The 12,357-nt window shown below is 66.7% G+C and carries 12 protein-coding genes and 2 pseudogenes; 12 read left to right on the top strand and 2 right to left on the bottom strand.

Annotated features, from left to right (window positions below):
• The 6 genes and pseudogenes from BLV94_RS08700 to BLV94_RS08675 all read left to right on the top strand — a co-directional run.
• A complete protein-coding gene (locus tag BLV94_RS08700; RefSeq protein ID WP_072948741.1) occupies positions 1-1,383 on the top strand; it encodes an aspartate aminotransferase family protein in 1,383 nt (460 codons plus the stop codon).
• Positions 1,384-1,398: 15 nt separating this feature from the next.
• Positions 1,399-2,892: an aldehyde dehydrogenase gene (locus tag BLV94_RS08695; RefSeq protein ID WP_072948742.1), complete on the top strand. Its 1,494-nt coding sequence runs from the start codon at positions 1,399-1,401 to the stop codon at positions 2,890-2,892.
• A gap of 10 nt (positions 2,893-2,902) precedes the next feature.
• A complete protein-coding gene (locus BLV94_RS08690) occupies positions 2,903-3,658 on the top strand; it encodes a gamma-glutamyl-gamma-aminobutyrate hydrolase family protein (protein WP_072948759.1) in 756 nt (251 codons plus the stop codon).
• A gap of 83 nt (positions 3,659-3,741) precedes the next feature.
• Positions 3,742-3,930: a ferredoxin gene (locus tag BLV94_RS08685; protein ID WP_072948743.1), complete on the top strand. Its 189-nt coding sequence runs from the start codon at positions 3,742-3,744 to the stop codon at positions 3,928-3,930.
• 3 nt (positions 3,931-3,933) lie between these two features.
• Positions 3,934-5,181: an NAD(P)/FAD-dependent oxidoreductase gene (locus tag BLV94_RS08680; protein WP_072948745.1), complete on the top strand. Its 1,248-nt coding sequence runs from the start codon at positions 3,934-3,936 to the stop codon at positions 5,179-5,181.
• 107 nt (positions 5,182-5,288) lie between these two features.
• Positions 5,289-5,567: pseudogene (locus BLV94_RS08675) on the top strand (alanine dehydrogenase); the annotation flags it as partial.
• Here BLV94_RS08675 and tnpA read toward each other — a convergent pair.
• Positions 5,565-5,891 (bottom strand): annotated as a pseudogene (gene tnpA / locus BLV94_RS08670) (IS200/IS605 family transposase); the annotation flags it as partial. The pseudogenes BLV94_RS08675 and tnpA sit on opposite strands and share 3 nt — an antisense overlap.
• Before the next feature lie 73 nt (positions 5,892-5,964).
• Between tnpA and BLV94_RS08665 the strand changes: the two are divergent.
• The 4 genes from BLV94_RS08665 to BLV94_RS08650 all read left to right on the top strand — a co-directional run bounded on the left by BLV94_RS08665 (position 5,965) and on the right by BLV94_RS08650 (position 9,268).
• Positions 5,965-6,162, top strand: coding sequence for a hypothetical protein (locus BLV94_RS08665; RefSeq protein WP_279635338.1), 198 nt, complete (start codon positions 5,965-5,967; stop codon positions 6,160-6,162).
• 393 nt (positions 6,163-6,555) lie between these two features.
• The gene (locus BLV94_RS08660) at positions 6,556-7,860 is read left to right on the top strand and encodes a flavin monoamine oxidase family protein (RefSeq protein ID WP_072951255.1); all 1,305 of its coding nucleotides are present in this window, start codon (positions 6,556-6,558) and stop codon (positions 7,858-7,860) included.
• A 102-nt stretch (positions 7,861-7,962) separates the two neighbouring features.
• On the top strand, positions 7,963-8,382 hold the full coding sequence (locus BLV94_RS08655; RefSeq protein ID WP_143051383.1) for an ester cyclase: 420 nt from the start codon (positions 7,963-7,965) through the stop codon (positions 8,380-8,382).
• 145 nt (positions 8,383-8,527) lie between these two features.
• On the top strand, positions 8,528-9,268 hold the full coding sequence (locus BLV94_RS08650) for a DUF8020 domain-containing protein (RefSeq protein ID WP_072951247.1): 741 nt from the start codon (positions 8,528-8,530) through the stop codon (positions 9,266-9,268).
• 30 nt (positions 9,269-9,298) lie between these two features.
• Here BLV94_RS08650 and BLV94_RS08645 read toward each other — a convergent pair whose 3' ends face one another.
• Positions 9,299-10,186: a LysR family transcriptional regulator gene (locus BLV94_RS08645; RefSeq protein ID WP_072951245.1), complete on the bottom strand. Its 888-nt coding sequence runs from the start codon at positions 10,184-10,186 to the stop codon at positions 9,299-9,301.
• Positions 10,187-10,256: 70 nt separating this feature from the next.
• On the opposite strand from BLV94_RS08645, the gene BLV94_RS08640 reads away from it, so the two are divergent.
• Positions 10,257-11,564: a CaiB/BaiF CoA transferase family protein gene (locus BLV94_RS08640; RefSeq protein ID WP_255315068.1), complete on the top strand. Its 1,308-nt coding sequence runs from the start codon at positions 10,257-10,259 to the stop codon at positions 11,562-11,564.
• Entirely contained in the window at positions 11,561-12,355 is a 795-nt protein-coding gene (locus tag BLV94_RS08635) for an enoyl-CoA hydratase/isomerase family protein (protein WP_072951243.1), read from the top strand. The genes BLV94_RS08640 and BLV94_RS08635 overlap by 4 nt, the downstream gene beginning before the upstream one ends.
• Positions 12,356-12,357 lie beyond the last annotated feature (2 nt).

Here is a 12,357-nt window from a genome sequence, read left to right as displayed (position 1 = left end):
GTGGAGGTAGTCGAGTTGAGTACGAATCCCGTGCAGACCGTCGATTCCGACCCGAGCAGGCATCTGTGGATGCATTTCAGCAACATGGGTGCGTATGCGCAGGGGGTCGAAGTCCCGGTCATCGTCCGCGGCGAGGGTTGCTACGTGTGGGACCAGCACGGGAACCGATACCTCGACGGCCTGAGTTCGCTCTACTGCGTGAACGTCGGCCACGGCCGCACCGAGCTGGCCGAGGCTGCGGCCAAGCAGGCTACCGAGTTGGCCTTCTTCCCGACGTGGTCCTTCGCTCATCCCCGCGCGATCGAGCTCGCGACCAAGATCGCCGACCTGGCGCCTGCGGATCTCAACCGCGTGTTCTTCGTCGGCGGTGGCGGCGAGGCCGTGGACTCCGCCTTCAAGCTCGCCCGGCAGTACCACAAGATTCGCGGCAAGGCCGGCAAGTACAAGGTGATCTCCCGCAACACCGCCTACCACGGCACCACCTTGGGCGCACTGGCGGCGACCGCGTTGTCGACGGCAAGGGCCCCTTTCGAGCCGCTGCCCATCGGCGGAAGCCACGTGACAAACACCAACGTCTACCGGCTGGACCCGCAGGCGGTCGATACGCTCGCCGAGGCGATCCAGGAAAGAATCGAGTTCGAGGGACCGGACACCGTCGCGGCGGTGATCCTCGAACCGGTCCAGAATTCGGGAGGCTGTTTCGTCCCGCCGGAGGGCTACTTCCAGCGCGTGCGGCAGATCTGCGACCAGTACGATGTCCTGCTGATCTCCGACGAGGTCATCTGCGCCTTCGGACGACTGGGCGAGTGGTTCGGCGCCCAACGGTTCGACTACGTGCCCGACATCATCACCACAGCCAAGGGCCTCACCTCCGCCTATGCACCGATGGGGGCGGTCATCGCCTCCGACCGCGTCATCGAGCCGTTCCTCACCGACAACAACGTGTTCGCCCACGGTGTCACTTTCGGTGGGCACCCGGTCGCCTCGGCGGTCGCGCTGGCGAACATCGAGCTGATGGAGAGCGAGAAGATGCTCGAAAACGTGCGCGCCAACGAACCAGTGTTGCGCGGAATGCTCGAGTCGCTGCGCGACATTGCCCTGGTCGGTGACGTGCGCGGGGCGGGCTACTTCTGGGCGATCGAACTGGTCAAGGACCCCGCGACGAGGCAACGCTTCTCGCCGGCCGAGGGCAAAGCGCTGCTGGCGTTCCTGGCCCCCGAACTCTATCGGCGGGGACTGATCTGCCGCGCGGACATGCGCGGGGACCTCGTGGTCCAACTGGCGCCGCCGCTCATCGCCGGACCCCCACACTTCGCCGAGATCGAAACCATCCTGCGATCGACACTCGTCGACGCCGCGGCGCTCTCGTTGCCGACCGACTGACCCAGGAGAAAACCGATGAGCACGATCGACACCACAGGTCTGCCCGAATACCAGATGTACATCGACGGGCACTGGGTCCCCGCCGGGACCGGAGCCCGCTACGCCACCACCAACCCCTACACCCAGGAGCCGTGGTCGACGGCCCCCGACGGCGGCGCCGCCGACGTCGACCGCGCCGTCACCGCCGCCCGCGCCGCCCTGACCACCGGGCCGTGGTCGACCACCACCGGCGCCGAGCGCGCACGGTTGATGCGCACCCTCGCGGATCTACTCGAGCGCGATGCCGCCGCACTCGGCGCTATCGAGACCACGGACAACGGCAAACTGTTACGCGAAATGGCCGCCCAGATGGCCTATCTGCCCCAGTGGTACCGGTACTACGCCGGAATCGCCGAGACACTCGGCGGCGACGCACTGCCGTCGGATCGCCCGAACTTCTTCATCTACACCCGACGCGAGCCGGTCGGTGTCGTCGGCGCCATCCTGCCCTGGAACTCACCCCTGATGCTGCTGGCGTGGAAGCTCGCGCCCGCGCTCGCGGCCGGCTGCACCCTCGTCGTCAAACCCTCCGACTACACTCCCGCCTCGACCCTCGAATTCGCCCAGCGCATGGACGAGGCGGGCTTCCCTGCGGGTGTCTTCAACGTCGTGACCGGCACCGGACCGGAGGTCGGCAAGGCCCTCGCCGGCCACCCCGGCATCGACAAAATCGCCTTCACCGGTTCCACCACGGTCGGTGTCCAGGTCGGCCGCGCGGCCCTCCAGAACATGACCCGGGTGCTGCTCGAACTCGGCGGCAAGTCCGCCCAATTGGTGTTCCCCGACGCGGATCTGGAAGCCGCCGCCAACGGTGTCATCGCCGGAGTATTCGCCGCCACCGGGCAGACCTGCCTGGCCGGCTCACGCCTGCTGGTCCACGAATCCATCCACGACGAGCTGGTCGAGCTGATCGTGCGCCGCGCGCAGACCATCGTGCTGGGCGACCCGACGGATCCGGCCACCGAGATGGGACCGGTGGCGAACGACACGCAGCTCGCCTCGGTACTCGGAATGATCGACAAGGCGGTCGCCGACGGCGCCACCGTCGCCACAGGCGGTGGCCAATCACATAGCCGCGGCGGACTGTTCGTCGAACCCACCGTGCTCACCGACGTCCGGCCGGACATGCCCATCGCGCAGGAAGAGGTCTTCGGCCCGGTACTCGCTGTGACACGCTTCTCGACCGAGGACGAAGCACTCGAATTGGCCAACGGCACCCAGTACGGCCTGGCCGCCGGAGTGTGGACCCGTGACCTGCAGCGCGCACACCGCGTTGCAGCCGCGGTCACTGCCGGCACCGTGTGGATCAACGCCTACCGCGTGGTCGGACCGGGCGTACCGTTCGGCGGTTTCAAGAGCAGCGGATGGGGCCGAGAAAACGGGCCCGAGGCGGTCCTCGAATACGCCGAAACCAAGGCGGTCTGGGTCGAACTGACCGGCGCCACCCGCGACCCCTTCACGATCGGCTGAGGTGACCACCATGGACTCCGCCAATTCCGGGCGCGTGAAGGTAGGCATCGTCGTCGGCGTCGAACACGGGGACTTCGGTATGTGGAAGAACATCCCCACCGCGATGCTGCCGACCACCTACGTCGAGGCCGTCCGGCGCGCCGGGGGGACTGCGCTGCTGTTCCCGGCCGACGGCGACGTGGCCGAAAACCCAGACCAGGTACTTGATCTCGTCGACGCGGTCATCCTGGCCGGGGGACGTGACATCGGCCCGGCAACCTACGGCCACTCCGCCCACGCCGCCACGGCCGAACCCGACACCGCGCGCGACCTCGCCGAGCTCGCCGTGGCCCGCCGCGCCCTCGAGCTCGACATCCCCATCCTCGGCATCTGCCGCGGAATGCAGCTGCTCAACGTCGCCTTCGGCGGAACACTCGACCAGCACGTGCCCGACTCGCTGGCCCACGACGATCACGCCGCCCACGACGGTGTGTTCGGCAAGCACGAGGTCACCCTCGTCCCGGACACGGACGCCGCGGGCGCCTACCAGTCCGACACCGCGACCGTGTACTCCGCACACCACCAGGGCGTCGGCCGGCTCGGCGCCGGGCTGACGGTCAGTGCGCGCTCGGTGCCGGACGGGGTGATCGAGGCCATCGAGTCCCCTGCGCACGCGTTCGCGCTCGGTGTGCTGTGGCATCCCGAACAGGACCCGACGACCCCCCTGTTCCGGGCGTTCCTCGACCACATCGACAGCCGGGCACGCCACCAGCGCACCGGCTCCTGACCACCCCGGAACACCCGGCAGAAGACAACGACCGTACCCATCGCGGTACAGCCACCGACCGCTCAGGGAAGAGAGGCCCCATCATGAAAGTCACCGTAGACACCGGAGTGTGCGCCGACCACGGACAGTGCATCTTCAGCGCACCGAAGGTATTTCAGTTCGACGACGACGGGAGGCTGGTCTGGGAGCCGGCGCCCGACGAATCCCTTCGCGCGTCCGTCGAAGAGGCCGCGGACGTGTGCCCCGTCCAGGCGATCCGTGTGGACGATTAACCGATGACACCACGGATTGTCATCGTCGGCGGCTCCCTCGGCGGACTGCGCGCCGCTGAGCAACTACGCGTGCACGGCTGGTCGGGTGAGCTCACGGTGGTCGGCGCCGAGGCTCATTTGCCCTACAACCGTCCACCGCTGTCGAAGAACGTCCTGGTCGCCCCCGACGCCAGTGCACTCAGCGCCACCGAACTGGTCAACTATCCGGGGGTGGCCCTGCGCCGGCGCGCACACGTCGAGGACGTGTCCTGGGTGACGGGCACCGAGGTAACCGGGGCCGTGCTGGCGGACCGAGTCGTGCACACCGCCAACGGGCGCACGCTCGCCTATGACGGTCTGGTCGTCGCCACCGGTCTGCGGCCCCGCCGACTGCCGATCGACGGTTTCGGCTCGCAGCGGCACGTACTACGCACCCTCGACGATGCGATCGCACTGCGTGAGCAGCTGACCACGGGAGCCTCCGTGGTGGTCGTCGGCGGCGGTTTCATCGGCTGCGAGGTCGCCGCCAGTGCCCGCCGCGCCGGATGCCGCGTCAGTGTCGTCGAGCCGTTCATCGCACCGATGCTGCGCCCGCTCGGTTCCGAACTCGCCCGCACCCTGCAAACCTTCCACGAAGAGCAGGGCGTGGTCTTCGAGCTGGGCAGGTCGGTATCGGCCCTGATCGGACGGCCATCGGATCTCGAGACGCTGGGTACGGTCATCCTCGACGACGGGACCGAACTCGAGGCCGACGTGCTGGTCGAGGCAGTCGGGTCACGGCCCAACGTCGAATGGCTGGACGGGAACGGCCTGGACCTGTCCGATGGCGTCCTCTGCGACAACCTGATGCGCGTCGAAGGGCGCGGCGAGGTGGTGGCGGTCGGAGATGTGGCTCGATTCCCGAATCCGAGATTCGACAGCACCCCGCGTCGCGTCGAACACTGGTGCGTTCCCGCCGACACCGCGCAGCGCGCCGCCACCACCTTGCTCCGCGGGCTGAGCCCCGCCGACAGCGGCGCCGAGGCTCCGGCACCGTTTGCGCCGCTGCCGGCCTTCTGGAGCGACCAATTCGACGTCAGGATCCAGGGTTTCGGGCGCACCGACCACGCAGACCGTATCGAGGTCCTGGAGGGCGGCTTCGCCCCCGGGTGGGCATCGGACGGTGTCGTGGTGGGCTACTTTCGAGAGTCCACGATGACCGGGGTCGTCATCGCCGGCGGCACGCCCGCGCAACGGTTGCGGCACAAAGCTCTTCTCGAGGCCGTGGGCTGAGCCCTCGCCCGCCGCCACGCGGTCCCCACACCGTGTGTGGGCCACGGTCGGAGAAACCCCACCCGTCTCGACAAACCAACAAAAGATCGAAGTGAGGGTCTTGTGAGATCAGCATTCCCAAGGAAATCAAGAACCACGAGTACCGAGTCGCTATCACTCCGGCAGGTGTGCATGAACTCGTGTCACACGGGCACGAGGTGTTCGTCGAGGAGTCGGCCGGGGTCGGATCGTCGATCCCGGACGAGGACTACCTCGCCGCCGGCGCGCAGATCCTCTCCTCGGCCGACGATGTGTGGGCCAGCGGTGACCTGATCCTGAAGGTCAAAGAACCTATCGCACCCGAGTATCACCGGATGCGCGAGGGACAGGTCCTGTTCACCGGATTAATCAGAGGAAGCCTGGCCCTTCAGGGCCGGGAGGAAGCTGATTCTGTACTGCGCGATCGCGCGTAGCGGGGTCGCTTCTTGTGTGGGTTCGGGTCGTTGTTGGTTGGTGATGTACTCGGCGACGATGGCGAGTGGGGCTCCGCCTGCGGAGGCGGCGAAGTAGGACGGTGACCAGAAGTGATTGCCCCACAGGTATTTCTGGATGTGGTCGGGGAACTCTTGGCGCAGGTATCGAGCGGAGACGCCCTTGAGGCTGTTGACCAGGGTGGAGAGTTGCACGGTAGGTGGGTAGTGGATCAATAGGTGGACGTGGTCGGGGCTTCCCCCGAAATGTGGACACCAATTCCTATGCGGCGGTGGCCAGCGATCCTCTACTGCGTGGCGAACGCCCGGCGCCGTGCCCCATACCTCCACCTACGCCCTGACCAACGTCACGCTGCCCTACGCCCTCGCCCTGGCGAACAAGGGCTGGGAGCAGGCTCTGAACGACGATCAGTCGCTGGCCCGGGGCCTGAACACCCACGCCGGGCAGGTGACCTACGCCCCCGTCGCGCACGCGCACGGACTCGAGTCGGCTCACCTCGTCACCGTCTGACCAATCCGCACCTCTCCCACATCCGAAGGCTGGCCACGGGCCGCCGAACGGTCTCTTCCCCGCGCCCACCCCTGTCAAACGAGGGGCGCGGGGAACGGGCGCGTTCGGTGGCCCTTTCGGCATCTTCACTACAGAAACGCGGGGTGCAACGCATGACGCCGACGCGAAATATCCATCGGCACAAAGACTTCGTCGACGATGACGACTACGCCAGCGCGCCGGCCCGACGGGGAGCAGGTGTGCGATGCCGCGGAACACCGGCGCGCTACCTCCGAAGCCCACCGGAGCGCAGAAAGCACGACCTCAAAGAATTAACACTACAACCTCTAGTATATGAGGTTATGTGATGTTAGATTGTGATCGCGCTCATAGTTGATGAAGGAGAGAGTGTCGATGAACGAAGTATTTGACGTAGTTGTCGTGGGGGCCGGATTCGCCGGCATCACCGCCGCCCGGGACCTGACCGCGGAGGGGAAGTCGGTCGTCGTTCTCGAGGGACGCGATCGCATCGGTGGTCGCACCTACACCGATGACAAGATCGGGCGGGCGGTGGAACTCGGCGGCGCCTACGTGCACTGGACACAGCCGAACCTGTGGCGAGAGATGCAGCGCCACGGTCTCGAACTGTCGACACCCGTGCCGATCGACCGCGTCCACTGGCTGGCCGACGGCGCCCTGCACTCGGGCACCGAGGCGGAATTCGACGCCCTCGCCGGCCCGGGCATGGAGCGGTTCGTCGAGGACGCCCGCGAGCATTTCCCGTACCCCCACGACGTCCACACCACGGACATCGGGGAGATCGATCTGGAGACCTTCACCGACCGGATGAAGCGACTCGATCTCGACCCGGACGAACGCGACATGCTCGACGGCATCCTCTCCTACACGGTGGCCGCACCCGACCAGCAGGCGGTATCGCAAGTTCTCCGTTGGGCCGCACTGTATTTCGGAGACTGGCGCGCGCTCTGGGAATCGGGTGCCTACTGGCGCATCGCGACCGGAACCAAAAGCCTGATCGAAGCGATTGCCGCCGAATCCTCCGCCGATATCCGGCTGTCGACTCCGGTGTCGGCCATCGCGAACGACGGCGACGGAGTGCTCGTCACCACCCGGGCGGGGGAGACGATCCGCGCCAAATCCGTCATCGTGACCGTCCCGGTCAACGCCCTCAACACGATCGAGTTCTCGCCCGCGTTGAGCGAGGGCACCCAACGCCTCGCCGACGAGGGCCATCCGATGCGCAACCGCAAGATGTGGGTCCGCGCCAAGGGCGAGATCGAAGCGTTCACCGCCTACGCCCCGCTCGGGGCCAACCCCATCACCATCGCCATGACGGAATACCGTCTCGACGGCGACACCTTGATCGTGTGCTTCTGTCCCGACGCCACAGCGATCGACCCCGATGACAAGGACGCAGTCCAGGACGCGTTGCGCGCATACGTGCCCGACCTCGAGGTCGTGGACACCGACGGGCACGACTGGGCAGACGACGAATTCTCGCAGGGAACCTGGATGATGATGCGTCCCGGACAGCTGTCATCGGCAGTCCCGGACATCCAGAAGCCGCACGGCCACGTCTACTTCGCCGGCAGCGACATCGCACCCTCGTTCGTCGGGTGGATCGAGGGTGCTCTCGAAAGCGGCGCCCTCGCCGCCCGGAACGTGGTCCGTGATCAGAAGGCCGCCCAGCGGGCCTGAGAGCCCGACCCGAACCTCCAGAAACCCCACACTCGACCACCATTTTCCCCGGGTGTGCTGTGCGTGAACACGGCCCACCCGGGGGCACAGAAGGGAATCCCCGTGCGCACCGGCTTGCACAACTTCGTCAAGGACATGGACAAGGCATGGGCGGCCGAGCAGCCCCACGAGGCTATCGCCGCCCATTTCGCGGAAGACGGTGTCCTGCAAGACATGACCTCACCCGGCCCGGCCACCGGCCGAGCTGCGATCGCCGAAGCGATGAGCGCCTTCACGAACGCCTTCTCCTCGATGGAGTTCCACAGTTCCGTCGTCGCCGACGACGGTGTGACGGCCACCGTCGAATGGACCGTGACCGGGGTCCATACCGGGCACCTCGACGGAATCGCACCGACCGGCAACCGCATCGAGGTGCGCGGCGTCAACCTGCTCAAATGCAACCCCGCCGGACAGTTGCTCGAAGAGCGCTCGTACTGGGACTCCGGGACGCTGCTCCGTCAGCTCGGAGTCTTCGACAACTGATCAAAACGCAAACACAGCGGCGCCCGGGGACCCCTCAGGGCGCCGTTGCTGTACGCGCCGCCGCGCCCCCACGTTCGCGGCGGCAGCACCCCCCTGCAGCTCACACCCCGAACGCCCACTCCCACCCCTTCACTATGGAGACCCAATGATGATCACCCGCCTCATTGCGGTGACCGCCTTCGCCGTTACGGCAGCGGTCGCCACCACCAGCACCGCCAGTGCCGCCCCGGAACAGGCCGACCCCCACCATGCGTCAGCCCTGGAAACGGAGATCCTTCCCGGTATCCACTACACCGCGAGCATCGTCGACAAGTCCGTCGTCCTGACCACCGACGCCGGCTCACTGACCACCCAGGGCAACCAGTTCCAGGTACTCGATGCCGCCGGGAATCTGGTAGCCGGCTTCCCGCTGACCTACGCCCGGGACGGGAAAGAATGGCCGATCGCCGCCAAGATCGACGGCAGGAGCGCCACCCTCGCCCCCAGCACTGAATCCTCGACTGCCACAACGCTGAAGGATGCAGCACTCCCGCTGCAGCCCACCGCATTGGACGTGCGGTCACCGGAATTCAGCGCTGCCATCATCAACTTCGGCACCGAAGTTGCGCTCGGCGTCGGGATGGGCAGCCTGATCGGCACGGCGATCGGTGCCGGGGTCGGATGCATTGCCGGAGGAGCCCTCGTCGGATCCGCGGTCGCCGTCCCGACAATCGGCATACTCGCGGTCCCCGGTTTCCTCGGCGGATGCCTGGTCACCGGAGCCGCGGCAGGGGCGATCGGAGCGGTCGCCGGAACCGTCATCGTGGGTGGGCCCGTCGCCGTTGCGAGCGCACTGCAGTTCTATGACGCGATCAACGCCCCCGCCGCCGAACCCTTGGCAGGCTGACGACGCACCCTCCAGGGCCATCGACACCACCTACGCGGAGCGCCCGACGAGCGCCATCACGCGGTCGACCAGGGCGTCATCGCGCGCCGCATTGGAGATGACCAGTGTCTGCAGGCGGGGGGCGTCGGCGGCAAGAGGCCGGTAGGCGACCCCCGGAACGGTCCCGTCACGGATCTCCCGTGGGACCAGACACACGCAGTCGGCGGACGCGACCAAACCGAGCATCCCCATCAGGCTGTCCGCTCGCCCGCCGTCCCGGGGTTCGAAACCCCCGGCGCGGCACCCCGCGTAAATCAACTGACTGAGCCCGGGCAACGCGGTCGCGGATGGCAGCGCGAAATGCTGGTGCCGCAAGTCGGCCAGGACGATGTCGTCCCGAGAGGCGAGATCGTGCCCGGCGGGCAGAGCGCACACCAGGGGTTCGTCGTGCAGGAGACGGATATCGAGGTGGTCCGGGTCGGCCAGTGGAGCTCGCACCATGGCGACGTCCAGCCGCCGGCTGCGCACCATGTCGGCGAGTTCGGCGGAGGTGCGTTGATAGAGGTGGATGCGCAGTCCCGGCAGGTTGTCGTGCACCATGCCGATCAGACGGGGGACCGAGACGTAGGAGGCGCCGCTGACGAATCCGAGGCGTAACGTTCCCTCCGCACCTTGCGCGATCCGTCTGGCACGTTCGGCCGCGGAACTCTGCGCGTCCAGGAGGTGCCGTGCATCGAGAGCGAACGCCTTCCCGGCGGGGGTGAGTTGCACCTGGCGGGTGCTTCGTTCCAGCAGCGGCACCCCGATGGCCTTCTCTAGGCGTTTGATCGCCTGAGTGAGGGGCGGCTGACTCATGGACAGTCGCTCGGCAGCGCGGGTGAAGTGCCGCTCTTCGGCGACCACGACGAACTGCTCGAGCAGCCGCCGCGAAAAATCCATATCGTCCATAATATTAATGGTGCCATAATTAGTATTGGATATAGATCGTCATCGGGGCTTTCATTATGGGGTGAAGCACGACAACACCGGTTCGATCGCATCGAGCACATCCATTCCCCCCGGCCCGCGGGAACCATCCACCCATCCCGTTGCGAAGGGCGGTCCCCTGCAAGGACTTCGCGTGATCGAACTGGCCACGGTCATCATGGGCCCCTACGCCGGTCAGCAATTCGGCGACCTCGGCGCGGATGTGATCAAGGTCGAGGCTCCCGGCGGGGATCCGACCCGGCAGTTCGAACCGAAACGCCATCCGGGGATGGGCGGCCCCACCCTCAATCTCAACCGCAACAAGCGAAGTGTCACACTCGATCTCAAGGATGCATCCGATCGAGATTCGCTACTCGCGTTGCTCGAGACCGCGGATGCCTTCATCACCAATGTTCGCCCCGGTGCCCTCGCGCGACTGTCACTGGGATGGGCGGACGTGGCCGCAGTCAATCCACGTCTGGTGTACGCCACCGCACAAGGATTTCGTTCCGACTCGGCGATGCGGGACAATGCCGCCTACGACGACATCATCCAGGCGGCCACCGGGCTGGTGTGGCTCAACGAGCAAGTCTCCGGACAGCCGAACTACATCCCCTCGGTGGTCGCCGACAAGGTGTGCGGGCTGATGATGGTGCAATCGGTACTCGCCGCCCTGCACTACCGGGACCGCACCGGACGCGGACAGCACGTCGAAATCCCGATGGCGGACACCATGATCGCCTTCAACCTCGTCGAGCATCTCGCCGGAGCAACACTCGATCCGTCCCACGAGAGCGATTTCGGTTACCGGCGGGTGCTCAGCCGCGAACGCAAAGCCTGCCGAGCCTCGGACGGGTGGATGTGCATTCTGCCCTACAACGACGCGAACTGGCGGGACTTCTTCGAGTTCGCCGGCGACCCCGAAGCGGCAACCGATCCCCGGTTCACTACCATGGCCGGCCGCATCGCGAATTCCGATGCTCTGTACGCCAGAATGCGCTCCCTGACAGCACAGTTCAGCATCGCCGAGTGGCAGCGCCTGTGCGACGACGCAAGCATCCCGGCGCATCCGGTCTACAGCCTCGCCGAGAGTGCGACCAGCCGCTACGCGCAGGACGGCGGGCTGCTGACCTTCGCCGAACACCCCACCGAGGGGCCGTACCAGCTGATCGGGCACCCGGTCCGGTACTCCGAGACACCGGCCCAACTGCGCCGGCACTGCCCGGCGCAGGGGCAGCACACCGAGTCGGTCCTGGACCGACCATCGCAGCGGAGCCCGGGCATGACCACCGTTGGTCGGCCCCCGACCCCCACCGGGCATATCACCGTGAATGGAGACGCACTGTCATGACTTCCTCCGGAGGTGACCTCGTCGTCACCATCGACAACCACATCGGGCGCATCACCCTCAACCGGCCCGAGAAGAAGAATTCCTTCACCGTGGACATGCTCGAGGACTGGGCGCGGGCGCTGCGCGAGTTCCAGCGGGACGAGCGGGTGCGGGTGATCGTGGTCCGCGGCACGGGTGAGGCCTTCTGCGCCGGCGCCGATCTCGCCGACATCGGCGAGATCGATCGCACACCGCTGACCAACCGGAAACTGATGACCGACACGGTCCACCAGGTCGCCCGCGCGGTCGACGACCTGACCAAACCACTGATTGCCGGGGTGAGCGGGCCCGCCGTCGGCGCCGGGATGGACATGGCCCTGATGTGTGACTACCGGATCGCCTCGGCGGCGGCCCGGTTCTCCGAGGGGTACATCCGCATCGGCCTGGTACCCGGTGACGGCGGCTGCTTCTACCTCCCGCGGCTGATTGGCAGACCCCGCGCGCTGCGTCTGCTGTGGACCGGAGAGTTCATCGCCGCCGAACAGGCCCTCGGCTGGAACCTCGTCGACGAAGTCTGCGCCGCCGACGAATTCGACACCCGACTCGACGCCTTCGCCACCCAGATCGCCCGGCAGCCACCCGTGGCCGTCCAGATGATCAAGAACGCGGTACGCCAATCCGATACCGGCGATCTGCGGTCGGCGCTCGATCTCATCGCCTCACACCAGGCGGTGGCGATGACCACATCCGATTCGATCGAGGCGCTCGACGCCTACACCACCCGACGTACCCCGACCTTCGAGGGCCGATGACA

The organism is Rhodococcus koreensis (assembly GCF_900105905.1).
GTDB lineage: Bacteria > Actinomycetota > Actinomycetes > Mycobacteriales > Mycobacteriaceae > Rhodococcus_F > Rhodococcus_F koreensis.
This window is presented reverse-complemented; position numbering and strand designations above follow the sequence as displayed.

Excerpts from the sequence above, each read along its gene's own strand:
- BLV94_RS08695 (WP_072948742.1), top strand. The coding sequence starts at position 1,399 with ATGAGCACGATCGACACCACAGGTCTGCCCGAATACCAGATGTACATC.
- BLV94_RS08690 (WP_072948759.1), top strand. The coding sequence starts at position 2,903 with ATGGACTCCGCCAATTCCGGGCGCGTGAAGGTAGGCATCGTCGTCGGC.
- BLV94_RS08685 (WP_072948743.1), top strand. The coding sequence starts at position 3,742 with ATGAAAGTCACCGTAGACACCGGAGTGTGCGCCGACCACGGACAGTGC.
- BLV94_RS08680 (WP_072948745.1), top strand. The coding sequence starts at position 3,934 with ATGACACCACGGATTGTCATCGTCGGCGGCTCCCTCGGCGGACTGCGC.
- BLV94_RS08660 (WP_072951255.1), top strand. The coding sequence starts at position 6,556 with ATGAACGAAGTATTTGACGTAGTTGTCGTGGGGGCCGGATTCGCCGGC.
- BLV94_RS08650 (WP_072951247.1), top strand. The coding sequence starts at position 8,528 with ATGATGATCACCCGCCTCATTGCGGTGACCGCCTTCGCCGTTACGGCA.
- BLV94_RS08645 (WP_072951245.1), bottom strand. The coding sequence starts at position 10,186 with ATGGATTTTTCGCGGCGGCTGCTCGAGCAGTTCGTCGTGGTCGCCGAA.
- BLV94_RS08635 (WP_072951243.1), top strand. The coding sequence starts at position 11,561 with ATGACTTCCTCCGGAGGTGACCTCGTCGTCACCATCGACAACCACATC.